Here is a 19,956-nt window from a genome sequence, read left to right as displayed (position 1 = left end):
CAGCAAATCGCATAAGCTCTTTGCGTTCTTGTCGTCCTTTCAAGGAAACGATACCTCGGCAGATTCCCCAAATTCACGACATATCGATAGCGCCTTTAAAGGCGATGGGAAACCTAGAAGAGTGGTGGAAGCCGAGTGTTTTTACGAATATCAAGGCAGCCCCAATGGCATTGTGACTTCGCACATGGAGCGTGGCTATCAACCTCCGCGCGGACCAGTGGGAGTCACCATCCCCCTCGAGGGCTGCAGATGGCTAAATCTGCTAGAAAGGTGATGTGCGCGTCCGCTTACGCAACGCCGAGGAAACTTGGGCCACCAATCTGATGATCACTTCCACCACTTGGGAACGGGGCACCCAATGGCCTGTTCGATCACGACACACTTCAGGAGACTCATGATCGTTTGCCCCGTATCGGCTGCGTGAGCGGAAGCCAGTCGGTATTCCCGATGGCATTACTGGCTTTAAGCTCGGCAATCTGTTCCGCACTCAACCCAAGCTCGCTCAAGATCGCATCTGCGTCAGCCCCGGGGCGCCCGGGCTCACTTGAGGGAGAAAGCTGTTTACCGTTGAACTCAAACCAGGTCGGTTCAAGCAATGTAGCATGAAGCCCATTACGGCTGGTCTTGCGAAACCGGACCGTCTTAGCCGGCTTCGCAAGAAAGGCAGTTCGCAGGGCAGCGATTGTCGTGACCGGCACAGCCCGTCCGCCCTCCTTGTGCGCGTGTCGGATTGCGTCGGCGACTGATAGTCCGCGAAACCCTGCGGATACGGAAGTGCTCGTCTCGGCAAATATCCAGCCATCGCTCTGCTGCCACAGTCTGGCCTCCGCGCTTGGCCCTGTAGCGTTCGGGCCAGTCATTGTCGGCCCAGCCGGTGTCCATTGGAACGGCAATTGAGTGAGGGCCGCTGCAGCGGCCAGCGAGGTTTCGGCCCAATCACCACTGCCGTCTGCGCGGCGCTCGCGTGCCTGGAGCGCCGCAAGCGCGGCAAAAGCTCCTAGATAGCCGGTAAGATAATCGACACAGGATGCGATTCCATGAATGAGCGGCAATTCCGGTGAGCCGAACCTTGTCATGATGCCTGTAACGGCCTGGAGCAATGGATCATAACCCGGACGCTTGTCGTCAGGCGCGGGAAATTCACCCTTAAAGGCGCTGATCTGTGTCACGATAGCAACTGGGTTGAGGCGCATGATCGCATCGCGCGTGAGACCGAGATGCTCAACGCCAGCGTCCGTTTCATTCATCACAATGATGTCGGAACTGGCTATAAGCTGCTCCAGGACTTTTCGTCCTTCGGACATCTTGAGGTCAAGAAGAATGCTGCGCTTGCCCTGATTGGCTTCGGCGCCCCATTCGATTGTGACGAGCGGCACGTGATTGGGACGCGTTGCATCTACCTTGATCACATCTGCCCCCAGTTCGCCCAACAACCGACCGCAAGCAGGTCCTGCGATAACGTTGGCAAGATCGAGCACCTTGTAACCTTCGAGGGGTTTACCACTTTCCAATTTACGTTCGACAGTCGCAACTTGGTATTTCGCTGGGGCTGTGGCTTTGATGGCGCGTTTTGCGCGATGGACGGGAGGATAAGGTTTTGCCGATGCTATGTTTACTGCCCGTCCGATCTGTGGCTTCTTTAATCCCGTCGGCGTGATAACCAATCCTGCTTCCCGAACGCTCGACAAGGCCATCCACTCCTCAAACGTTCGAATTGTCCCAAATGGTATGGCGGCGGCAAAAAGCTTTTCCCACTCGCTGGCAGTGCGGGAGGCAAAGATTTCCGCAAGCCGTCCGGCGAGCCGGATATTAATATCGGGTCGTAAAGCCGCAGGCAGGGCAATATTGTGATCGCTCAGATGGGCATTGGCCGGGTCATAAACTGAAGCGTCCACCAGACCCCATTCGCCCGCCTCGTCTGTCAGTCCAACAATCTCCAGCATTTGGCGCATCAGAGAGCGGTTAACAGTGGTAACTGGAGTGACTAACCGATTGTCCAGAGTGCGGTAACAACCGTTTGCCGGGCTCAGCTTGTTGATAAGCGTTATCATCAAATTGGGGTCCGCGCGAGCGGCAGGAACCTCGGCGGCTATCGCGGGCGGCAAACTCATCAAGCCTGTGGATTTGAGATGAGGCTCTACGCCATCAAGCTGCATAGCCAGCACGCCAATCGCAGATAAGCCGGCTGCAAGGCGCGGCACGTTAATGATGGTTCCGGCACCGGTGCGATGCCGGGAAATCAGAGCTGCACTTACAGCACTCACGGAAAGAACAGCTGCATAGACCGAGCATAGCGGGAGCGGAGTGTAGATGACGTCGCTTCCAAGTAAACGACTGGTTATGCCCAGATCCGTATAAAAGCCAATCATTGCGCTTAAAAGGTCGTCACTGGCGTCGTCCGGGAGGTCGAAGCTTGTATCGCCAGATGCAAGTGCGGGAAAACCAAGATGAATCTGGATACCCGCGTCGTGTCGTTCAACCCTGCCATCAACTATAACGATATCAGCACCAGTGAAGTTATTGAACTCGGACAGTGGAAGGAGCGTTTTGCCTCGGTCCAGAAAATCATCCAATCCTTCAGTTTCGGTGTGGGATCGGTCGCATACATAAACTTCTGCGCCCTGATCCGCGAGGAGCATAGCGGCTAAACGCCCCGCAAGTGCGTTGCCTTTCTGCTGTACTATGAGACCTGCGAAAGGAGATACTGGCATTTGAGAACCTCGCAAAATGTTATGAACCGCGTCAGGTACAGGTCCGAAGCATCCCATCAAAAGGGATGAATGATGGACATAAGTGCCGGTGCACAACGTCCCGCGCTGAACCAACCCTTCAATCATCCGTGATGCCGCAGCGCGCGACGACCAGCGCATTCTGTCGTAACTGCTGAACGACCAATTTTTTTCCCAAAGGTGGAACAGAAAGATCAGCCCGATATCAGCTACATTGTCTCGGCAACGCGTTTTAGAGACCGCCCGTCATTTCACAGCAATCGCGGCCGTCGCCAACGAAACTCCTCGCCGACACGGGCAGAAGTGCCATAATCGCCGGAGGATATATAGCTTCTCGATCTCGGGAAGAAACTTCCACTCAATTCATTCTTGAAACATCACCTATGTCAATTTGAGTAAAAATAAAACATTATACCCACTCAAGAATATACACTAAAAAAATCTTGGAAATCAATAACAGTAATTATTATCGAATATTTTCGGCACCTCTTATAAGTACGCCAATAATTATTCGCGATTAATATATTAGTATTTAACATTATTCTCAAAACCCAACAATTCAATAACTATTTCTGTAACGCCCATAGACATGACACTTCCGCACGAGTGATCAAAAAATGGAAAGCACATTCTGCAGATAATAATCCAAGCATCGGTGCAACGTTGGGCGACGGGGGGCTTCTGGTCACCTCCGCGTCCGCCAATCACCGCTTTTCCAGCATGGATCGTGCGGCTGGCACCACCAGTCTGATCCTTTGTTGACCAAGCGAACATGCCACGACCAGGCCGTGGGTCGAGACAAGGCCGGGGACAACTGTCACCCCATAGGCGCAGCAGGCAAATCGATCTCAGCGTCCGTAAAGCTTCGCGCTTTGGCCAGAATTCGCTCCGCTTCCATGTATTGCTCGTCAGATACCCTGACTGCAAGAAACGTCCCGCCCTGTTCTATTCCTGCTGAGTATATATTCGCATCCGTATCACTAAGCCCGGCCTGAACAAGCGAGCGGTAAACGCTTCCTGCAACGCCGCCGATAGCTGCGCCGCTCATCACCCCAGTCAGGGTGCTCACAAGCCAGCCCGTCGCCACAAGCGGCCCAAGCCCCGGAATAGCCATCAATCCCAACCCTGTAAGCAAACCTGCTGCCCCGCCTACGACCGCACCGGTGCCCGCTGCGACGCCGGTTGCGTTTTCGGCCAGATCATCCCGGCCTCCATTGGATATGATGGAAATTTCTTCTGCGCGAATTCCTGACGTTACCAGAGCTGCAACAGTGAGTTTCGCTTGGAGCGGATTTGAAAATAAAGCACTAACGGTTCGCATGCCGATCATCCCTTTGGTGTGGACAGCCTAACCTCGCCAAGCGCGCTTCGTTCCGCAGACGTCTGGAACAAAGCTCGATTGGTGCTGGTAGGCCGCACCATCCTGAATCATCAGCGCACATCCAGGCTTGTTCCACACCACCCCGATCACGGCAGCGGTGATTTGAATGAAAGGGAAATCGCACGAGCGTGCGGGGTAAGGTCTTCGGGAAGAAGCCGCCATGGCCGAATGGATCAGATCTAATCTCGATCCGATCACACAGAAATTTCTTGCGCGCACTTTCGCGAATAGCGGTGGCCAAACGATAACCGCACCATTCTGCCGTCGCTGTCATTGATCTGCTGCGGCGGCTTTTGCACATCCAGCGTTTCGGCGAGAGCGCGTTGCAAATCCAGCCGCTGCCATGCCGAAGATCGATGTTCCGAACAAAATGGCGAGCGCTATCGTCAATCCGTTGTCTCTCAGAAACGAACGCATTCCATTCCTCCACCTGGACTAACGGTCCTGCTGCAAGCCTTGGTTTGTCGTATTGATTTTGGTGTTGGCCTGCCGTCCTTGTTTCCCCGATTTGTCATCCTGAGCGAGCAGATCGCCTTTCTGCGGAACATGTCTCTGTTCGCCGGTTCCTTTTCCGCTGCGGTTATCTTCAGGCACAGGGGGAAGCTTCGCGCTCATTGTCTATCTCCTTCGATGGGCCTAACTCCAGAGCGCCGGTCTTGTTCCTCCAACCAAATCAATTGCATATCAGGGGCTTGGCGAAAAATTCGCTCGCCATCTTTAACAGCGCGGATGTGATACTAAATAAGCGCGGTCACACTAACCTTATCGTTCGATCAAATGGAGGTTCTGATGAGCGACCGTTTGTTTGACAGCCCCGTTTTCGTGAAAGACGGGCCTTACCTGATTCAAGAGATTGCCGGTATTGAAGACGCAATCGATTTTCTTAACGAGTGGCCAGAGCATGATAGAGATGTCATCTATGAAATGACATGGAAGGTATGCTGTGACGCGCAGAACGGTCTTAAACCCCTCTATGTTGCGCGTCATGCGATAGCGGGGTTTGCGCGTAAGCGAAACATTCTGGAACAGCCCGAAACCGCAATCCCCTGGATGATCGCACCGAAAGCTGGCGGTGGTCGAGTTCCGGTATAGGAGCTTCTTCATGCACTGGTATTTCGTAATAGAAGGCACGCTTCTTACTGCACTCCTCTGCGTAACCGCAGTTTTGATCTGGAAAAACCGGCGTCGGCGTTAAAGGAGCGCGACCCGTCCGGTTCGGCGATTATTAAATGAACAAAGAAGAAGTCCCGGTCTGCGACAGGCCGGGACTTTCATGCGGCTTACTTTCGAGCGCCTGGGATGTATTGTTGTGCGGGTGATGGCTCCGTTTGCCTTGCAATCATTCAGTCGGGCGGATTGGTCTGCAGGGAATGCGGGGGGCTCTGCCCATTGTCCGCTCCCGGGCCGAGGCCGCGCACCAGCGCCGCCGCCAGCAGCAGGAGCGCTATACCGATAACAATCATCAGGATCGTTCTCATTGAGATCATCACAATAGAGCGCCGTCAGTGTTTCCCGCCCTTACGCCCCTCTTCAGCGGCGCGTTCAGGATCGTTTTGAAAATTGCCACCTGAAGCCTGCCCACCTTTGTGACCGGCTTCCGCAGCACGTTCTGGGTCATTTTTAAAATTACCGCCGGAGGCCTGGCCTCCCTTTGAAGCAATCTCGCGCTGCTTATCTTCATCCATGGATGCAAAACCGCGGTTCGACGTATGATCGGCCATTAGTCTTCTCCTTTTGTTAGGGGTGCCCTCTTCGAACAATGTTCTCCGCAAGGTGTTCCCCAAAGCTTTCTTTTATTTTCCGGAATTTCGGTCGAACGAGGCGCCGTATGATTACGCTGGATATTTTGAATAGAGATCGATAACCCAAGGTCCGCAAAGCGGAACAATCTGAAGCTGCCTTTGTTACGACGCTGCGGGGCTGAAAAACGGAGAAAGACACATGAACATTTCAACCCTTCTGTTGGCTGGCGCTCTCGTGATCGTTCCGGCTATCGGCAATGCACAGGATGCGACGACGCCCAACACACCATCCACCAACGCACCGGCGCCCAACGCCAATGCGCCTACGTCCGCCACACCGACAACGCATGACGACAAGGCGCCCGACGCAGGCCAGAACAGCTTTACCGAACAGCAAGCCAATGAACGCTTCACCAAAGCCGGTTACACTGGCGTTTCCAACCTCAAGTTAAATGACAAGGGGTTGTGGGAGGCGTCGGCCATGAAAGGAACCGAGACGTTTATGTTGACGCTCGACGCGGACGGTAACGTAACCGCGCACTCCATGTGAGGTTCCTGCCCGGCATGGACATGCCGGGTCTTTTCGTCATCGACATTTCTTTACGCTCGCGGTGATCGGATTTGCCGCGAGCGCTGATGAGCGCCTCAACCGTGCTGCGAGATCCCTGAAAGGGAACATCAAGCGTTCCCGGCTGTTGGACTACGGCCCTGAACAGCCAATGGAGGTAAAAATGGAATACCGCGACAAGAATATCTTCACCGAATGGAAAGAGACGCCCGACAGCGGCGTAAAGGTCGAGACCGACTATCAATGCTACGCCTTCTTGCTCATTCCATCGCCGGGCGACGACAATCAACTTGCCCACAAGCGCGGGACTGTTCTCGTTTCTGCCCGATCCGAGGCCGACGCGAGAGTGGTCGCGAGTCAAGGCGAGACAGAAGCTTTCCGCGGTCAGGTGGCAATCGGGGACACGGATCTTACCAATGATTTCAGTGCGTTTCGCAATGAGAAATCCTATCAGGTGCATCGTGTCAGCGACGAGCCCATCGACACGCCCCGAGGCATAATCAGCATGGAAGGAACCCTGTCCCATGACTGATTATCAGGGATTGGGCGGAGGGCTCGCGATCGGCGCGGCGTGCGGCGTCGCCATATTAACCGCCGCGCGCAAGTGACCGCGAGCCGCCTGCCCTTCAATCGTTGAGCTTCTTTGCCATTTCGAGATGGTGCTCCAGCGCAGGCCGGGTCGCATTCGCCCAAGCCCTGAGATCGGCATTTTCGCCGCCCTCGCCATATCGCTTGAAGAGATCAACAGCGTCTTCGTGTACGTCTTCCTGATCGCTTCGATACTGCTTCGTGAAATCCTCGCCCTCCAGTCCTTTCAACTTGTCCAGCATCTCCTGATGATCTTCGGAAAGCGCAGTCGGTGCCTTCACGGAGTTCACTTTCGTACCCAGAAGCTCTTTCAATTCCTCGGCGGTCTTTTGATGATCGGTGATCATCTGTTGCGCAAAGCTTTTGGTGGTTGGGTCTGCCTTTGCCAGCGCGAGTTTGCTCGATTCGATCTCGAACATGTCGCTGCTTCCGCTCAACGTCACGAAATCCTGAGTGGACGGTGCCGACCCGACAAGCGAATTGATACCTGTCTTTTCGCCCGTAGACTGGCCGTATACCGGAGCAGACATGAGAATGATTGCCGAGAAGGCAAGTAATACTGGTTTCATGATCCTGTTTCCTTTCCTTAAAAGAAAAACGAACCAGCATCGGAGAATAATGTTCCCGCCCTGCACCCTAATTTCTCAAATCGTTGACAGTTGTATTATTGCCACCTGAATTGGAACGTCGAAAAGCTAAGGGGTGGGTTCTAGGTATTCTCAAAGGTAACGAACGAGCAAATCTGCCTGTTCACGCAAGGTTTTTGCAGCATCCTGCGGCGTTTCGGTATCGAGCAGTGCGCTGATCGCTGCTTCCAATATCAGCATATTGCGGGCTCGAAGATAGCGAAGGCGCGCTTTTTCGGCAATGATATCCAGTTCGCGCGTGGCTTTGGCACCCATCTGAAAATTCCTTGGAAAAACGTTCATTCTGACAGAGCGGCCCGAAGGCCGCTCCGTCTATTTGCCGGCTTCTAGCGGCCGCGACGATCGTCGTAATCATCGTCCCGGCGCTCGTCCCAACCTCGGCGGGCAGCTTCGGCGTGGCCGCGGGAGTCGCCGAACCAGCCGCCGTGACCTCGACCGCCGGAACGGCGATCATCGTCCCGGCTTGAATAACCGCGGTCGTCATCGCGGCTGGAATATCTGCGACGATCATCATAATCACGGTCGCGTCGGTCATCCCATCCGCGCCGTGCAGCTTCCGCGTGACCACGGGAATCGCCATACCAGCCCCGCCCGCGGTCATCGTCGTCATATCTGGAACGGCGATCATCGTAGTCGTCGTCGCGGCTCGAATAGCGGCGCCGGTCATCATAGTCACGATCATCCCGGCGTTCGTCCCATCCGCGACGGGCAGCTTCGGCATGGCCGCGGGAGTCGCCGAACCAGCCGCCATGGCCGCGACCCCGATCATCATCGTCATACCGGCTGGACCGACGGGTGTCGTCGTCCCGACGACTGCTGGAATACCTGCGGCGATCGTCTCCGCCCCGGCCCCTGTCGTCATCGCTTACGAAACGGCCCTGGTCGTCACGTTCTGGCATATTGCGTGGCATGTTATCCTCCAATTGTGTGTGGGTTTCGCGCCCTGTGGCGCACGAGCCCTTCCTGGGCCCATCTCCGGCTGCATTTTCCAGCCGCGAGTTTGAATTTCAGGCAGCACCCTTTGACGAAGCCGATGTTGCTGAACGAATCTTGATGTTGTTCTGGACATCAACAACGCCGGCACATGTTTCCGCACATTCTTCTGCTCTGCGCTTGTCCTGACGATTTGCAACCTGCCCCTGAAGGGTCACTTCGCCTTTCTTGACCGTCACCTCGATGTCGGATGCATCGAGATCCGGATCTTCCATCAGTGCGTCCGACACGTCTTCCTTGATGCGATCATCGGAGCGTGTGTATCCCTTCGGTCCTTTTCCGCGATGCTGGCCGCCGGAAGCATAATTGCCTCTCGAATAGTTTTCCGTCCGCTGACGGTATCGATCACTTTCCCGCTCGCGATTTGGCTCCCGCCGAGAGGTAAATCGTTCGTCATTGTCATCGGAATAACGTCCCCGGGCATAGTCGCCTGAATACCGGTCATCGTAGCCCCGGTAGTCGCTTCCCCGCCCTTCATAATCGCGCTCCCGGTAGGGCTCGTTGTAGTAATCGTCACGATCTTCGTTCTGATATCGACCTGGCATGAGATTAGCTCCTCTTCACAGTCGTGATGACAGCCCACCGAACCACATTCGGACTGGTTTGTTCCTTGGAGCGATTTTATTTTATGGACGGCGATCTCGGCTGGAGGGAAGTCGATTGGCCTTGCTGTTCGCCGGACCCGGCGCCGACCAAAATCTATTTCAGGTTTATGAGCGCTACACGAAATGGGACGCAAATATTGGTCGACTGAGTTTTGAGAGTTTATTAGGGTGACGTTTCCACAGTGAGATTTTGCGGGTGACGGTTATGAGTAAAGAAAATGATGATCGACAGCGCAGCGATGTGCAGATACCCGTCGTCTCCTACAACGGTTCCTATGCCTGGCAGGCGAATTTCTACGATACCGAACTGGACTTGCGCGATTGGCTCGCTGCCATAGTAGACGGATCAGATGATGCAATCATCAGCAAGGATCTGCAGGGGAATATCAAGACATGGAACCGGGGAGCCCAGCGCTTGTTCGGCTATGAACCCGAAGAAGTCATTGGAAAACCCATTACTCTTCTTATTCCTGACGATCGCCTCAACGAAGAGCCCGCGATCCTGGCCCAGATCCGCGCTGGGATGCGCGTCGAGCATTTCGAAACTGTTCGCAAGAAGAAGGACGGGACGCTTTTCGATATTTCCCTGACAATCTCTCCCATCCGTGACGCGCGAGGAGCGATCGTTGGCGCCTCAAAAATAGCCCGCGATATCACCGAGCGCCGTAAGGCGCAGGAAAAACTGTTTCTTGTGTTGGGCGAAATGCATCACCGGGTCAAAAACCTGTTTGCACTGGCGAACGGGATCGTGTCTCTAAGCGGGCGCGAAGCACAAAGCGTGGATGAGTTTCGCCAACGCGTGCAGGCAAGACTGTCGTCACTTGCAAGAGCTCACGAGTTGACGATGCCTGCCTGGGATGAAAATCCGGACATGTCCGTCGCTATTCCGCTCCAAACGCTGATACGGACGATCCTCGATCCCTACGATGGATGCAATATCAGCCTGTCGGGGGCTGACCCCGCTGTTTCGGGGAAGTCTCTGACAAACCTGTCACTGCTGTTGCATGAATTTGCCACCAACGCAGCCAAGCACGGGGCGCTTTCATCGATGGGAGGCTGCCTCAGCATCGTTGTGGAAGAAACAACCGACACCGTCCAGTTATTGTGGATCGAAAGTGTCGAGGAGACGGTCGGGCGGGTTAGTACGGAAGGGTTCGGAACCCGTCTGGAAGCCGGACTGTCGTCTGCACTGAACGCCTCTGTCGATCGGAACTGGCTTCCAACCGGGTTGGAAATCAAAGTAACCATCCCGGTCGGCAAATTGGTGTCGGGCATCGAGGAGCCATAGGTCCGACAAGTCGCCGCAACCGTCTTCATCGGTTGCGCGGCTTGCCTCAGCTATAAGGCAATTCTCCCAGAGCGGAATAACGCTGATTGAGGCTCGACAGCCTGTTCATATCTTCATCGGACAGGTTGAAATCGAACACGTCGATATTCTCCCGCTGATGCTCGCGCTCGTTCGCTTTGGGGAGAGGAACCGTGCCTAGCTGAAGATTCCATCGCAGCATTATTTGGGCAGGCGTTTTTTGGTATCTGTCGGCGACCTGAACGATATCGCCGTCGTCCAGACGCGTCGCACGCGTGAGAGGGCTGTAGGCCTGAATGACGATGTTTCTTTCCTTGCAGAAGGCCAACATCTCTTCACTATGTCCGAAAGGGCTCCACTCGATCTGGTTGACGACCGGCGTTTCGTCCGTGGCGTCAACCAAGCTTTGAAGGAGTGATGCAGAATAATTGCTCACCCCGATATCGCGCGTCAGCCCATCTCTTTTTGCTCTGATGAGCCCATCCCATAATTCCGTCCCCACTTTCCCCTCTGGAGGGCGGTGAATGAGAATGAGGTTTGCATAGCTTAGCTGCAGTTCCTCAAGGTTTTTCTGCACAGCCTCGTATGCATCGTCATCGGTGTCCTCGATTTTGGTCACGAGATAAAAGCTGTCGCGGTCAATATCGGCCCGCCGGATGCCATCGCCGATGCCAGGTTGAGTACCGTAGTCACCTGACGTATCGATCATGCGATAACCCTGCTCCAGTGCTGCCGAGATTGTTTCAGCCGTGTTCCGCGTGAGCTTCCAGGTCCCAAGCCCCATGCAGGGCATTGTGTTTCCGCTGCGCAGGGCAAGATCGCTTCCAATATTCATAATCAGGTCCTCCAGTTTGAGTCAGATAGAATTGTAAGTTCACCCCCGCACTGTCACTCGATCAACGGAACGAACCGGACCCTGTCGAGCTTTTCGCTGCTAAAACCTGTTGCGCTGCGACGCGTGATTTTCAGGAGAATCTGATCGTCTTCCCCGCCGACAGGAATAATAAGGCGTCCTCCGATCGCCAGCTGATCCTTCAAAGCCTCGGGGATCCGCCGTCCCGCAGCGGACACAATAATTACATCGTAGGGCGAGCCCGCTTCCCATCCACGGATGCCGTCCCCCACGTGCAGTTCTATATTTGCATATTGGAGCTTATCCAGACGTCGCCGCGCGGCGCTTGCGAGTTCCTCGTGTCGTTCAACAGCCATGACTTCCGCCGCTATTCGGCTCAGCACCGCCGTCGCATATCCAGAACCGGCACCGACTTCCAACGCCCGGTCGGTTGACTGAATGTGTGCCGCATCAAGCATAAAAGCGACGATAAAGGGCTGCGAAATCGTCTGGCCGCGACTTATGGGCAACGGCGTGTCGTCATAAGCAAACTCTTCGTATCCCTCGTCGACGAACTCTTCCCGTGGAACTTCCAGCATCGCATGGAGGACATTCCTGTCCGTGATTCCGCGTTGTTGAACTTGAGTTTCGACCATATGTCTGCGAGCGCGAGCAAAATCGGCGGCGTCCAGCATAACTGACTGTCCGCGTTATCCGGTCTGGGTGTGATCGCCACCGGGACGCGATATGCCGGTCAAAGCCTCGCCGGCGGCTCCGTCGGTGTTTCTTAGCGCAATATCGCCGAGGGAAATCACGCCAACGAGGCGTTTGTTCCGGTCCAGAACCGGCAAACGGCGCACCTGAATATCGGCCATATTGGCGGTCACTTCTTCGATCTCCTGATCGAGAAAGCAATATTTTACGTCGCTCGTCATAACGTCGCGGACAGGTGTGTCCGGTCCACGACCCACAGCGACCGCGCGAACGGCAATATCCCGATCGGTAATCATGCCGACAAGCTGGCCGTTCTCACCCACAGGAAGAAAGCCGGCATCGATACCGGCCATCACGCGCGCAGCCTGCTGGATCGTGGTTTCCGGGTTCGCAACGCGTGCGTCGCTGCTCATCATGTCTCTGACTTGCATAACCATCTCCTTCACTTTTGAGATTGAGCTACTGGTCCAACAACGAGACCGGATGCTTGTTCCCGTTCTTCGAGCGTTAAGCTAAAATAGATTTTTGCGTTGGGCAGACGAGCGCAGGCGAAACGGTTGAAGGGCGAAGGAACCATTCGAGCCCCAGCTTCGTTAACCTCCTTTCTCCGGCATTAACAACGATGGCTCCGCTAATGGTGGGTTGGGTCTGCTTGGACCAGAGGTGCAAGGGCGACACACATTGTGATGTTTTGCATGTAAGGCAAACCCGAGCATCCAATGGTCCGCATCACCTCGAATGCCACCGGTTGCGACCTCTCTAGTTTGCCGGAGATGCGCCGCTGCCAAGCAAAACAGCGCAGCGATCCCAGGCATTTAACACCGCCTTCGATCGCGGCGGCGCGAATGGAAGGACGGAGGAGACCATGGTAGAAAATGGTTACAAACTTCAGAAAAACGGCGATGGCACCTGGTCGGTGATCGACGCCTTCAAAGGCAACCCGATCACGTTCGAGGGCCGGCTGCAGGTCGCCTTGAACGAGGAGGAGGCGAAGCGGGTTTTCGACTGCCTCAACCGCCAGAACCTGGAGCGCCATCCCGAGAACGGCAGTGGTCGCCTGCCGTGACTTGCGGCGTCTTCGAAACATGAAGTGATCGACTGCGCCTATCTAAAATAGCCAGGAAGCGTATTGTTGAGGTTTCCGAAGGAGGACTGCATGCCGCTCTTCAACGAAGCGAGCCGTATCTACAAGCCGGATGAAGTGAACTTCATGCGCAGCTGCTTTTCGCATGCCGCGATCATTCTTGAAGAAAGCGACAGGGCATATGCTGCAACCGACCTTTCATCCGCAATCGTCATGCTTTACCAGAGCGGCCTGCGCGATCTGAATTACATCGCAGAACTGGCGTCGCGGCTTGCGCACAAGAGATACCAGGAACGCCATCCAGATGCGCCCGGAGTGCCGGGCGTTCCGCCCCGGTCGAAAGCCCCCACCTGACCGGGCTTTAATGTCCTTCATGCCTTCTGGTCTGCATCAACGAATTTGTTAAAGCGGCTGTCGCCTGCTTCTTCGTAGAGAAAGGCGAGATTTCGGTCGTCGAATATGGCGAAGAAGTCATCCCAGTTTATCTCTTCCAGATTCTGGTCCTTCTCCGCGAAATCGATGCGCAGTATGCCGCCTTCACTGCCCGTTTCCACCATCGCGGGGCGTCCATTGCGGTCTTCAGCCCATCGGCGGATTTTGTCATGATCGCGTGTGATTTGGGCCATCGTTCTATCCTTCCGCTTTGAACTTCCTGGCTTCTTCAAGCAGCTTTAGCCTGTCCCTGCCGAAACGCTCGATCAACTGCCGCGCCTGAAGCGGTGAAATGTCCGAGTTCTCGGCCAGAAACTTTACGTCCTCGTCGTCCGTCAGCGGGGTGGTTGGTTTCTCGTTCATGATCGACCTCATTTCTGATCTTCATTTCTGACCTTCTGGCGGGTTGGTCGGCTGGTCGCCTCCCGTGCCCGTCTGCGGCCGCTGGTTTTCTACCGGCGGGTTGTTTGCCGGCTGATCGGCGGAGCCCATCGCGGGAGGCGTCTGTATGCCCTGCTGCTGCGATATCAATCCGCCGCCGGTCAGGCTCCAGCCAAGGAACAGAAGCAGCAGGACCGCCAAAATGACCAGGGCGAAGCGTGGAAAATATCCCAGCCTTTGCTCGGTACGCTCTTCCTGTTTTTGCGGATCGTGTTTCGATTGCATATTCATTGCCATGCCCATGAGATTACGAAATAACCAATGACGACGACCGCGATGATGAACCACCATACGAGATAGGCCGAACCTTCCCGCATCCGTGCGCTTCCGCTTGCGGATCGCGCATTCTCTTCGGATGACCACGCACGCAGACCGGATGCATGGCTGGAAGCGTTGCTGTCGTCAGCCGATACCGGCTGGGGCTGGGCATCTCCGGCCGGCTGGGAATTGCCGCCTGCCTCCGCATCCGTTTCCATGGGCGCTGCCGCCGGATCGAAACCGGGAACCTTGTCGCCGGTCTCTCCCCGTTGGATCGCGCCCCTTGCGCGGGCGCCAGTGCTTTTGTCTGCAGAAACTGTTTTCATCGCTTTGAGCCTCCGGGTTCCAACCATGAGGCATGCCAATTGTTCCCGGAATTTTATCGTCGCCATCGGGCCGTTTCGGCGCCGGGGCCCGCCGCTGCCGTTTCGTCCAACGAAACAATCCAGCGTTTGAACGGTTGGGACCGTCAGTTTCAACAAATGGAGGTTCCCATGAAACACGACCCGAAAGCCGGTACGACAGACCAGAAGCCGAAATGGGAAGGACCGCCGGAAAACCGGCCTCGCGGCTACGAACCTGCCGACGACGACCCGGCAAAAAAGCGCGATGCCGCCGGGCATAATCTTTCCGATCCGGACCGCAAGAACCTTTCCGATGCGCTCAGTGAACCAAAGCACGCCAAGAGAAAAGAGGACGAAGAATGACCTTGCCATCTCCGTCTCCCCTGAAAGCCGTCGCGCTCAACGCTACGCTAAAGCGAAGTGCCGATGAGGCCCCGTCTTCGACCGACAGGATGTTGCACTACCTTGATAAGCATCTGGCTCCCTACGGAGTAGAGACGGAACACGTGCGACTAAGTGAAGTTAACATTGAACCCGGCGTCAAATCGCGAGAAGGCGACGCCGATGAGTGGCCGCCCCTCAGAACGAAAATTCTTGATGCGGATATTCTCGTTTTCGGTACACCGGTCTGGCTGGGGCAGCCATCAAGCATCTGCAAGCGTGTGCTGGAACGCATGGACGCATTTCTTTCCGAGACTGACGATGAGAACCGGATGCCGTCCTATGGGCGCGTCGCCGTCGTAGCCGTGGTCGGTAACGAGGATGGCGCGCATTTCGTGTCGTCGCAACTCTATCAGGCGCTGAACGATGTCGGCTTCACCATCCCGGCCAATGGCGTAACCTACTGGGTCGGGGAGGCGATGCAATCCACCAATTTCGTCGATCTGGAGGAAATACCTGAAACCGTCGCTTCCGCCACCAAAATGCTCGCTGCCAATTGCGCCCATCTGGCGCGATTGCTGAAGAGCAGTCCCTATCCCGGTTCACGCTGACAAAGCTGCCGCCAGAGCATTGTCGGTTGGCCCGGACTGACCGGACCAGGCGAAGGGTGTTCGGGCATGGGGAGCGGCGGTATCTGCTCCGGCTCGTCGGGGCTGAACGGCCCCTTGTCCGGTTGCGGAATGGTTTCCGGCGGCTCCACGGGAATGCCTTCCGGCTCATTTTCGGGTACTTCCGGCGGGTCGGAGGGTGTTTCGTGATCTCTGGACAGAACAATCTCGAACCATTCGCCCCGGTCATCGACATGGATGTTCATTCGATTTCTCCCTTAACAAACAGCAGGCGTCAGGCGTGGTCCGGCTTGCCGTAAGCCTTGCGCAATTCATCTTTGGCTGCTTCGAGCACATGCTTGCGTTTTTCCGGCAGGTTCTTGCCAGCGCGGTTGATGTAGAAAGTCAGCATGGACATCGCTGAGCGAAACGGCTCCGCCTTGCGTTTGTGGCTCTTCTCGGCTGAACGCTTCAGGGAAGCTGCAATTTTCTTCGGATCGTCCTGCTCGAATACATGCGGCTCCAGATCCAGCGCGTCGCTGTGTTCGGTAACTTCAGCTGACCATTTCCTCGGGTGGGCCATGTCAAAACTCCTTTTTTGCGAGTTTCGATAACTGCCGACGGCGGACCATGTTCCTTATCATCTGTCTGCAGCCCGGGTGGTGACTGTCGTGTGATGCCGGCTGGCCTCGCTGCCATGATGGAACAAAGTGCTCGCAAGCTGGTTCGGAAGCACGTTTAGCCGTCATGGCCGCCACATGGAGAAACATCATGTTTTACAATGGCCCTTCAAGCATCAGATCGATCCTTTTCGACAGGGACCGAACCGGTAGGGGCGAGCCGCCACGGCTAGAACCACGTGACAGAAACTTGCGCTCAACGGATGAGCAATCGAACGCGCCGGGCGACCCGCGCCAGACGAACGACCTGCAAGAAGACTTCGATTTCGACAGCCCCAATGGTGAGCGCCCGAATGATCTGGCCAATCCCAGCGCGCGTGAGCTGCGACGTGAAGGCCGCAGCACCGAAGAGAACCGATAGAGACACAGGAGACGAAGATGCCTGCAAAATCCAAAGCACAGCAACAGGCTGCCGGTGCGGCTCTGGCTGCAAAGCGCGGCGACAAATCGAAAAGCGAACTGCGTGGAGCGTCCAAGGAAATGGCCAAATCCATGAGCGAAAAAGAGCTCGAGAAAATGGCTTCCACCAAGCAGAAGGGGAAGCCCGAGCACAAGTCGAAATCCTGATCATACGAACGGGAATAACGATGGTTACTCTCAAATGGCTTGCCGTTGTGATGTTCGCCGTCGCATTGCTCGGCCTCGGAAGCCTGTTCATCACTTCGGACAAGGGTGACGTTTCTCCGGAGAGCCCCACCCAGCCGCCCGGCTCTCCCACACAGCGCTGACTGCACGCCTCGAATTTTTGCCGCCTGCTGGGAAACAAAAGCGTTGGTGGCGAGTTAGGTGTGCCGTCGTCGGAATTTTCCGCTGTACGACGAGGACAGTTTCGGAACCAAAGGAGGAGCCTGAAATGGCCAGCACCAAGCAACGCAATCTCGAAGATCTTTTCTATGACACCCTCAAGGACATTTATTATGCGGAGCGCAAAATTCTGAAAACGCTTCCCAAAATGTCCCGTGCAGCCGCCGATGAAAAGCTGAAGAACGCGTTCGAAAAACACCGGGAGCAGACCGAAGGGCATGTGGAACGCCTGCAGCAATGCTTCGAGATTCTCGGCAAGCGTGCGCAGGGCAAGACCTGTGATGCCATTGAAGGCATTATCGCTGAGGGAGAGGAAATCATCGAAGAGTTTTCGAACAGCCCAGCCCTTGACGCGGGCTTGATATCCGCCGCTCAGGCCGTGGAACATTACGAAATCACGCGTTACGGCACGTTGAAACGCTGGGCCGAAACCCTGGGGTACAAGGACGTCGCCAAACTTCTCGATCAGACCCTGCAGGAGGAAGGCCAGACCGACAAGGACCTCACGAAGCTCGCCGAGTCATCCGCCAATCTCCGTGCGGAAGCGGCTTGACCAGAGACATGCCAGGACCTGCAGTGAGGTCACGATCCCATGCGGACAATTCGCGTCGTCTGCCGGTCTTCGGACAGCCCACACAACGTAGCCAGCGTGGAAGCGCTGGCTACGCGTTTGTGTGCGCTGACCGGCCGGCAATTACTCCCCACCCGACAAAGCTTTGACGAAAACGACGAAACGTTTTTCATTCCAACCTTTGCCCTTGTCCGGCAGGACGGAATCCCGGAAATGCCTGTGGACCGTTTTTATGGTGGTATCGTTCACCACGGTTTCATGGCCACCAAGCTCGTTACCCACCCGCACTGGCACGACCATGACAACCTGCCGGAAGGCTGGACGGGACACTTTGCGGCATGCCTGGAGGACTGTGTCCTGCCGGGCTTCTCGGTGTTCTCACATCGCCACGCGCTGGAAGCGGCCAGCGTCCTGCTGAAAAAGCATAAAATACGTTTCAAGAACCCGTACGCATCCGGCGGCAAGGACCAGAAAGTCATCGACACCGCTCGCGCGCTCGACGACTTTCTGGCCACGGTTCCGGATGGCGATATGGCAAACGGGCTGGTCGTCGAAGAGAATGTCGAAAATTCAACCACCTATTCCGTCGGGCAGGTCCAGCTTGAAAATCTCGTCGGGAGCTATCTTGGCCGCCAGTACACTTCCCGCGACAAGGACGGGAACGAGTTTTACGCTGGCAGCCGTTTGCGCGTGGTTCGTGGCGGCTGGGATGCGCTTCTTCAGCTCCTGCAATCACCTGTGGCACGCAAGATTGTGGAAAATGCCCGACGCTACGATGAAGCCGCGCGGCAACATCTGGGTTTGATCGCGTCGCGCAGCAATTACGACGTCCTCGTCGGGCCGATAACGGAAAATGGCGTGCGCTGTGGGGTGCTGGAACAGTCGTGGCGTGTGGGCGGCGCCTCCCCCGCTGAACTCCTTGCTATGGAAAAACTGATGCAGGACAAAACCGTTACCGCCGTGCAGGCCATTCTGCGCGAGAGCTACGATCAGACACCGCCGTTCAGGGACGATGATTTCATCGTCTATGCCGGTGCCGACGATTTCGGTCGACCCCTGCATAAATATGCGAGAATCGAGAAAATCTATCATGATCCGTAATGCTACCGCCGTCAGTGTCGACCAGTATGAGCTGGCCGCAACTGTAATCTCTCCGGATACCACCATTCCCGGCGTTCTGTTTCTTCATGGCTGGGCCGGCAGTCAGGAACGCGATATTGAAAGGGCGAATGCAATATCGTCGCTTGGCTGCGTTTGCCTCACTTTCGATATGCGCGGCCATGGGGAACTGCTGTCGAGCAACAAAACCGTAACGCGCGGCGAAAACCTTGATGATGCAATCGCAGCCTATGACCGCCTGGCGAGCCTCAAAATGGTCGAAGACGGCTCGATCGTGGTCATAGGCAGCAGTTATGGCGGTTATCTCGCGACGTTGCTGACCGAGTTTCGCCCCGTCCGCTGGCTGGCCCTGAGGGCGCCTGCGCTGTACCGCGACGAGCTTTGGCAAATCCCGAAGGCCAGGCTCGATCGCAAGGATCTGGAATCCTATCGCTCGGCCCTTGTGAGTTTTGATGACAACCGGGCTTTGCGGCAAGCGCGGAAATTTCGCGGCGATGTATTGCTGGTCGAGTCCGAGCACGATGTCATCGTTCCCCACCCGACAGTCGCAAGTTATCAAACCGCCTTCATCAATTCCCGTTCGCTGACAGTTCGCATGTTAGGCGGCGCAGACCATGCGCTCACCGAAGAGCTCCACCAGAAGACCTACAATCAGCTCCTGACCCGCTGGATCAGGGAAATGGTTCTCGGCGCACGCTGAAATTCCTGGGGAACAATCAAACGGCTCATTGGTTGGGACAGTCCCTCTGAAACAAGGGAGCCAACAATGAAACGGTCTATTCCATATGTCGCAGGCGCAGCTTTCCTGCTGCTCGCACCAGCAGCGCTTGCCCAAACGACTCCTTCCGGAGAGCCGCAGACCCCTGCGGTCACCACGCCCGGAGAGAAAAATCCAAAAGCACCGGTGCCGGGGCAAAACAGCTTTACCGAGGATCAGGTGAAGGATCGCCTGACGGAAGAAGGCTATACCAACATCATGCACCTTCAGCTCGGCGAAGACGGGGTCTGGCGCGCCGACGCTGCGCGCAACGGCCAGCCCGTCAAGGTCCTCTTCGACTTCCAGGGAAACATCACCACCCAATGATCCGGGCAGTGCCCCGGCTGTAACGGGCGAACGAATTAAAGGAGA

The 19,956-nt window shown here is 55.8% G+C and carries 33 protein-coding genes; 14 read left to right on the top strand and 19 right to left on the bottom strand.

The genetic code is table 11. From position 1 onward, the window contains the following. Positions 1-392: 392 nt before the first annotated feature. The 3 genes from J9800_RS17200 to J9800_RS17190 all read right to left on the bottom strand — a co-directional run bounded on the left by J9800_RS17200 (position 393) and on the right by J9800_RS17190 (position 4,725). Positions 393-2,711 (bottom strand): CoA transferase, encoded by a 2,319-nt coding sequence (locus J9800_RS17200; RefSeq protein WP_210845893.1) that lies wholly within the window; start codon positions 2,709-2,711, stop codon positions 393-395. A gap of 835 nt (positions 2,712-3,546) precedes the next feature. Then, the gene (locus tag J9800_RS17195; protein WP_162792676.1) at positions 3,547-4,050 is read right to left on the bottom strand and encodes a hypothetical protein; all 504 of its coding nucleotides are present in this window, start codon (positions 4,048-4,050) and stop codon (positions 3,547-3,549) included. 495 nt (positions 4,051-4,545) lie between these two features. Further along, positions 4,546-4,725 carry a hypothetical protein gene (locus J9800_RS17190; protein ID WP_114216476.1) on the bottom strand — a complete coding sequence of 60 codons (180 nt, stop codon included), beginning with the start codon at positions 4,723-4,725 and terminating at the stop codon, positions 4,546-4,548. Between the two features lie 174 nt (positions 4,726-4,899). Between J9800_RS17190 and J9800_RS17185 the strand changes: the two genes are divergently transcribed. Beyond that, a complete protein-coding gene (locus J9800_RS17185) occupies positions 4,900-5,202 on the top strand; it encodes a DUF982 domain-containing protein (protein ID WP_112591858.1) in 303 nt (100 codons plus the stop codon). 251 nt (positions 5,203-5,453) lie between these two features. Here the strand turns inward: J9800_RS17185 and J9800_RS22135 are convergent, their stop codons facing one another. Both J9800_RS22135 and J9800_RS17180 read right to left on the bottom strand, forming a co-directional pair. After that, entirely contained in the window at positions 5,454-5,588 is a 135-nt protein-coding gene (locus tag J9800_RS22135; protein ID WP_286167610.1) for a hypothetical protein, read from the bottom strand. A 24-nt stretch (positions 5,589-5,612) separates the two neighbouring features. After that, positions 5,613-5,831, bottom strand: a complete 219-nt coding sequence (locus J9800_RS17180; RefSeq protein WP_114216477.1) for a con-10 family general stress protein — start codon at positions 5,829-5,831, stop codon at positions 5,613-5,615. 220 nt (positions 5,832-6,051) lie between these two features. On the opposite strand from J9800_RS17180, the gene J9800_RS17175 reads away from it, so the two are divergent. Further along, the gene (locus J9800_RS17175; protein WP_112591855.1) at positions 6,052-6,402 is read left to right on the top strand and encodes a hypothetical protein; all 351 of its coding nucleotides are present in this window, start codon (positions 6,052-6,054) and stop codon (positions 6,400-6,402) included. Positions 6,403-6,583: 181 nt separating this feature from the next. Next, positions 6,584-6,952 (top strand): hypothetical protein, encoded by a 369-nt coding sequence (locus J9800_RS17170; RefSeq protein ID WP_114216478.1) that lies wholly within the window; start codon positions 6,584-6,586, stop codon positions 6,950-6,952. Between the two features lie 94 nt (positions 6,953-7,046). On the opposite strand, the gene J9800_RS17165 is transcribed toward J9800_RS17170, so the two are convergent. The 4 genes from J9800_RS17165 to J9800_RS17150 all read right to left on the bottom strand — a co-directional run bounded on the left by J9800_RS17165 (position 7,047) and on the right by J9800_RS17150 (position 9,193). Next, a complete protein-coding gene (locus J9800_RS17165; RefSeq protein WP_114216479.1) occupies positions 7,047-7,577 on the bottom strand; it encodes a DUF4142 domain-containing protein in 531 nt (176 codons plus the stop codon). Positions 7,578-7,727: 150 nt separating this feature from the next. Further along, complete coding sequence (locus tag J9800_RS17160; RefSeq protein WP_006473209.1) at positions 7,728-7,910, bottom strand: hypothetical protein; 183 nt, start codon at positions 7,908-7,910, stop codon at positions 7,728-7,730. Between the two features lie 71 nt (positions 7,911-7,981). After that, positions 7,982-8,566 (bottom strand): hypothetical protein, encoded by a 585-nt coding sequence (locus J9800_RS17155; RefSeq protein WP_114216480.1) that lies wholly within the window; start codon positions 8,564-8,566, stop codon positions 7,982-7,984. Positions 8,567-8,662: 96 nt separating this feature from the next. After that, positions 8,663-9,193, bottom strand: coding sequence for a BON domain-containing protein (locus tag J9800_RS17150; RefSeq protein WP_112584762.1), 531 nt, complete (start codon positions 9,191-9,193; stop codon positions 8,663-8,665). 265 nt (positions 9,194-9,458) lie between these two features. Here J9800_RS17150 and J9800_RS17145 point away from each other — a divergent pair, with 265 nt between their 5' ends. Further along, complete coding sequence (locus J9800_RS17145) at positions 9,459-10,541, top strand: PAS domain S-box protein (RefSeq protein ID WP_114216481.1); 1,083 nt, start codon at positions 9,459-9,461, stop codon at positions 10,539-10,541. A 46-nt stretch (positions 10,542-10,587) separates the two neighbouring features. On the opposite strand, the gene J9800_RS17140 is transcribed toward J9800_RS17145, so the two are convergent. Genes J9800_RS17140 through J9800_RS17130 form a run of 3 tightly spaced genes read right to left on the bottom strand, consistent with a single transcriptional unit; the run spans position 10,588 to position 12,536 of the window. Then, positions 10,588-11,394: an aldo/keto reductase gene (locus tag J9800_RS17140; protein WP_114216482.1), complete on the bottom strand. Its 807-nt coding sequence runs from the start codon at positions 11,392-11,394 to the stop codon at positions 10,588-10,590. A 53-nt stretch (positions 11,395-11,447) separates the two neighbouring features. Beyond that, a complete protein-coding gene (locus tag J9800_RS17135; protein ID WP_114216483.1) occupies positions 11,448-12,086 on the bottom strand; it encodes a protein-L-isoaspartate(D-aspartate) O-methyltransferase in 639 nt (212 codons plus the stop codon). Positions 12,087-12,101: 15 nt separating this feature from the next. Beyond that, complete coding sequence (locus J9800_RS17130; RefSeq protein WP_112584770.1) at positions 12,102-12,536, bottom strand: CBS domain-containing protein; 435 nt, start codon at positions 12,534-12,536, stop codon at positions 12,102-12,104. Between the two features lie 434 nt (positions 12,537-12,970). Here J9800_RS17130 and J9800_RS17125 point away from each other — a divergent pair, with 434 nt between their 5' ends. Next, the gene (locus J9800_RS17125) at positions 12,971-13,171 is read left to right on the top strand and encodes a hypothetical protein (protein WP_114216484.1); all 201 of its coding nucleotides are present in this window, start codon (positions 12,971-12,973) and stop codon (positions 13,169-13,171) included. 90 nt (positions 13,172-13,261) lie between these two features. Beyond that, positions 13,262-13,543 (top strand): hypothetical protein, encoded by a 282-nt coding sequence (locus J9800_RS17120; protein WP_114216485.1) that lies wholly within the window; start codon positions 13,262-13,264, stop codon positions 13,541-13,543. A 17-nt stretch (positions 13,544-13,560) separates the two neighbouring features. Here the strand turns inward: J9800_RS17120 and J9800_RS17115 are convergent, their stop codons facing one another. From J9800_RS17115 to J9800_RS17100, 4 genes are read right to left on the bottom strand one after another with little or no spacing between them, the layout of a single operon-like run. Next, a complete protein-coding gene (locus J9800_RS17115) occupies positions 13,561-13,815 on the bottom strand; it encodes a hypothetical protein (RefSeq protein WP_114216486.1) in 255 nt (84 codons plus the stop codon). A gap of 4 nt (positions 13,816-13,819) precedes the next feature. Next, positions 13,820-13,984, bottom strand: coding sequence for a hypothetical protein (locus tag J9800_RS17110; RefSeq protein WP_205315962.1), 165 nt, complete (start codon positions 13,982-13,984; stop codon positions 13,820-13,822). Positions 13,985-14,005: 21 nt separating this feature from the next. Then, complete coding sequence (locus J9800_RS17105; protein ID WP_114216487.1) at positions 14,006-14,305, bottom strand: hypothetical protein; 300 nt, start codon at positions 14,303-14,305, stop codon at positions 14,006-14,008. Further along, the gene (locus J9800_RS17100; RefSeq protein WP_114216488.1) at positions 14,290-14,646 is read right to left on the bottom strand and encodes a hypothetical protein; all 357 of its coding nucleotides are present in this window, start codon (positions 14,644-14,646) and stop codon (positions 14,290-14,292) included. Before J9800_RS17100 ends, J9800_RS17105 begins: the two co-directional genes overlap by 16 nt. Positions 14,647-14,814: 168 nt before the next feature. On the opposite strand from J9800_RS17100, the gene J9800_RS17095 reads away from it, so the two are divergent. Both J9800_RS17095 and J9800_RS17090 read left to right on the top strand, forming a co-directional pair. Further along, entirely contained in the window at positions 14,815-15,027 is a 213-nt protein-coding gene (locus J9800_RS17095; protein WP_286167611.1) for a hypothetical protein, read from the top strand. Next, positions 15,024-15,656, top strand: coding sequence for a flavodoxin family protein (locus J9800_RS17090; protein WP_114216489.1), 633 nt, complete (start codon positions 15,024-15,026; stop codon positions 15,654-15,656). The genes J9800_RS17095 and J9800_RS17090 overlap by 4 nt, the downstream gene beginning before the upstream one ends. Here J9800_RS17090 and J9800_RS17085 read toward each other — a convergent pair. From J9800_RS17085 to J9800_RS17075, 3 genes are all read right to left on the bottom strand, one after another. Continuing rightward, the gene (locus tag J9800_RS17085) at positions 15,638-15,919 is read right to left on the bottom strand and encodes a chitin-binding protein (RefSeq protein ID WP_114216490.1); all 282 of its coding nucleotides are present in this window, start codon (positions 15,917-15,919) and stop codon (positions 15,638-15,640) included. The two genes, J9800_RS17090 and J9800_RS17085, sit on opposite strands and share 19 nt — an antisense overlap. Positions 15,920-15,948: 29 nt before the next feature. Then, positions 15,949-16,236 carry a DUF3175 domain-containing protein gene (locus J9800_RS17080; RefSeq protein WP_112584787.1) on the bottom strand — a complete coding sequence of 96 codons (288 nt, stop codon included), beginning with the start codon at positions 16,234-16,236 and terminating at the stop codon, positions 15,949-15,951. Positions 16,237-16,529: 293 nt separating this feature from the next. Further along, the gene (locus tag J9800_RS17075) at positions 16,530-16,700 is read right to left on the bottom strand and encodes a hypothetical protein (protein WP_162792677.1); all 171 of its coding nucleotides are present in this window, start codon (positions 16,698-16,700) and stop codon (positions 16,530-16,532) included. Between the two features lie 11 nt (positions 16,701-16,711). On the opposite strand from J9800_RS17075, the gene J9800_RS17070 reads away from it, so the two are divergent. The 6 genes from J9800_RS17070 (at position 16,712) to J9800_RS17045 (ending at position 19,911) form a co-directional block, all read left to right on the top strand. After that, positions 16,712-16,900, top strand: coding sequence for a DUF3008 family protein (locus J9800_RS17070; RefSeq protein WP_094574805.1), 189 nt, complete (start codon positions 16,712-16,714; stop codon positions 16,898-16,900). A gap of 20 nt (positions 16,901-16,920) precedes the next feature. Then, positions 16,921-17,061 (top strand): hypothetical protein, encoded by a 141-nt coding sequence (locus tag J9800_RS17065; RefSeq protein ID WP_162792678.1) that lies wholly within the window; start codon positions 16,921-16,923, stop codon positions 17,059-17,061. Positions 17,062-17,186: 125 nt separating this feature from the next. Beyond that, positions 17,187-17,690 (top strand): YciE/YciF ferroxidase family protein, encoded by a 504-nt coding sequence (locus J9800_RS17060; protein WP_114216492.1) that lies wholly within the window; start codon positions 17,187-17,189, stop codon positions 17,688-17,690. A gap of 39 nt (positions 17,691-17,729) precedes the next feature. Beyond that, entirely contained in the window at positions 17,730-18,809 is a 1,080-nt protein-coding gene (locus J9800_RS17055; protein ID WP_114216493.1) for a DUF3182 family protein, read from the top strand. Next, positions 18,799-19,527 carry an alpha/beta hydrolase family protein gene (locus tag J9800_RS17050; protein ID WP_114216494.1) on the top strand — a complete coding sequence of 243 codons (729 nt, stop codon included), beginning with the start codon at positions 18,799-18,801 and terminating at the stop codon, positions 19,525-19,527. Before J9800_RS17055 ends, J9800_RS17050 begins: the two co-directional genes overlap by 11 nt. Before the next feature lie 66 nt (positions 19,528-19,593). Next, positions 19,594-19,911 (top strand): PepSY domain-containing protein, encoded by a 318-nt coding sequence (locus tag J9800_RS17045; RefSeq protein WP_114216495.1) that lies wholly within the window; start codon positions 19,594-19,596, stop codon positions 19,909-19,911. Positions 19,912-19,956: the final 45 nt, after the last annotated feature.

This window comes from Ochrobactrum sp. AP1BH01-1, assembly GCF_018066705.1.
Taxonomy (GTDB): Bacteria; Pseudomonadota; Alphaproteobacteria; order Rhizobiales; family Rhizobiaceae; genus Brucella.
The sequence above is the reverse complement of the archived record's forward strand: the minus strand, read 5'-3'. Positions and strand labels throughout refer to the sequence as shown.

Bases quoted from the DNA above. Each gene is read 5' to 3' on its own strand.
- J9800_RS17200 (WP_210845893.1), bottom strand. From the start codon at position 2,711: ATGCCAGTATCTCCTTTCGCAGGTCTCATAGTACAGCAGAAAGGCAAC.
- J9800_RS17195 (WP_162792676.1), bottom strand. From the start codon at position 4,050: ATGCGAACCGTTAGTGCTTTATTTTCAAATCCGCTCCAAGCGAAACTC.
- J9800_RS17190 (WP_114216476.1), bottom strand. From the start codon at position 4,725: ATGAGCGCGAAGCTTCCCCCTGTGCCTGAAGATAACCGCAGCGGAAAA.
- J9800_RS17185 (WP_112591858.1), top strand. From the start codon at position 4,900: ATGAGCGACCGTTTGTTTGACAGCCCCGTTTTCGTGAAAGACGGGCCT.
- J9800_RS22135 (WP_286167610.1), bottom strand. From the start codon at position 5,588: ATGAGAACGATCCTGATGATTGTTATCGGTATAGCGCTCCTGCTGCTG.
- J9800_RS17180 (WP_114216477.1), bottom strand. From the start codon at position 5,831: ATGGCCGATCATACGTCGAACCGCGGTTTTGCATCCATGGATGAAGAT.
- J9800_RS17175 (WP_112591855.1), top strand. From the start codon at position 6,052: ATGAACATTTCAACCCTTCTGTTGGCTGGCGCTCTCGTGATCGTTCCG.
- J9800_RS17170 (WP_114216478.1), top strand. From the start codon at position 6,584: ATGGAATACCGCGACAAGAATATCTTCACCGAATGGAAAGAGACGCCC.
- J9800_RS17165 (WP_114216479.1), bottom strand. From the start codon at position 7,577: ATGAAACCAGTATTACTTGCCTTCTCGGCAATCATTCTCATGTCTGCT.
- J9800_RS17160 (WP_006473209.1), bottom strand. From the start codon at position 7,910: ATGGGTGCCAAAGCCACGCGCGAACTGGATATCATTGCCGAAAAAGCG.
- J9800_RS17155 (WP_114216480.1), bottom strand. From the start codon at position 8,566: ATGCCACGCAATATGCCAGAACGTGACGACCAGGGCCGTTTCGTAAGC.
- J9800_RS17150 (WP_112584762.1), bottom strand. From the start codon at position 9,193: ATGCCAGGTCGATATCAGAACGAAGATCGTGACGATTACTACAACGAG.
- J9800_RS17145 (WP_114216481.1), top strand. From the start codon at position 9,459: ATGAGTAAAGAAAATGATGATCGACAGCGCAGCGATGTGCAGATACCC.
- J9800_RS17140 (WP_114216482.1), bottom strand. From the start codon at position 11,394: ATGAATATTGGAAGCGATCTTGCCCTGCGCAGCGGAAACACAATGCCC.
- J9800_RS17135 (WP_114216483.1), bottom strand. From the start codon at position 12,086: ATGCTGGACGCCGCCGATTTTGCTCGCGCTCGCAGACATATGGTCGAA.
- J9800_RS17130 (WP_112584770.1), bottom strand. From the start codon at position 12,536: ATGCAAGTCAGAGACATGATGAGCAGCGACGCACGCGTTGCGAACCCG.
- J9800_RS17125 (WP_114216484.1), top strand. From the start codon at position 12,971: ATGGTAGAAAATGGTTACAAACTTCAGAAAAACGGCGATGGCACCTGG.
- J9800_RS17120 (WP_114216485.1), top strand. From the start codon at position 13,262: ATGCCGCTCTTCAACGAAGCGAGCCGTATCTACAAGCCGGATGAAGTG.
- J9800_RS17115 (WP_114216486.1), bottom strand. From the start codon at position 13,815: ATGGCCCAAATCACACGCGATCATGACAAAATCCGCCGATGGGCTGAA.
- J9800_RS17110 (WP_205315962.1), bottom strand. From the start codon at position 13,984: ATGAACGAGAAACCAACCACCCCGCTGACGGACGACGAGGACGTAAAG.
- J9800_RS17105 (WP_114216487.1), bottom strand. From the start codon at position 14,305: ATGGGCATGGCAATGAATATGCAATCGAAACACGATCCGCAAAAACAG.
- J9800_RS17100 (WP_114216488.1), bottom strand. From the start codon at position 14,646: ATGAAAACAGTTTCTGCAGACAAAAGCACTGGCGCCCGCGCAAGGGGC.
- J9800_RS17095 (WP_286167611.1), top strand. From the start codon at position 14,815: ATGAAACACGACCCGAAAGCCGGTACGACAGACCAGAAGCCGAAATGG.
- J9800_RS17090 (WP_114216489.1), top strand. From the start codon at position 15,024: ATGACCTTGCCATCTCCGTCTCCCCTGAAAGCCGTCGCGCTCAACGCT.
- J9800_RS17085 (WP_114216490.1), bottom strand. From the start codon at position 15,919: ATGAACATCCATGTCGATGACCGGGGCGAATGGTTCGAGATTGTTCTG.
- J9800_RS17080 (WP_112584787.1), bottom strand. From the start codon at position 16,236: ATGGCCCACCCGAGGAAATGGTCAGCTGAAGTTACCGAACACAGCGAC.
- J9800_RS17070 (WP_094574805.1), top strand. From the start codon at position 16,712: ATGCCTGCAAAATCCAAAGCACAGCAACAGGCTGCCGGTGCGGCTCTG.
- J9800_RS17065 (WP_162792678.1), top strand. From the start codon at position 16,921: ATGGTTACTCTCAAATGGCTTGCCGTTGTGATGTTCGCCGTCGCATTG.
- J9800_RS17060 (WP_114216492.1), top strand. From the start codon at position 17,187: ATGGCCAGCACCAAGCAACGCAATCTCGAAGATCTTTTCTATGACACC.
- J9800_RS17055 (WP_114216493.1), top strand. From the start codon at position 17,730: ATGCGGACAATTCGCGTCGTCTGCCGGTCTTCGGACAGCCCACACAAC.
- J9800_RS17050 (WP_114216494.1), top strand. From the start codon at position 18,799: ATGATCCGTAATGCTACCGCCGTCAGTGTCGACCAGTATGAGCTGGCC.
- J9800_RS17045 (WP_114216495.1), top strand. From the start codon at position 19,594: ATGAAACGGTCTATTCCATATGTCGCAGGCGCAGCTTTCCTGCTGCTC.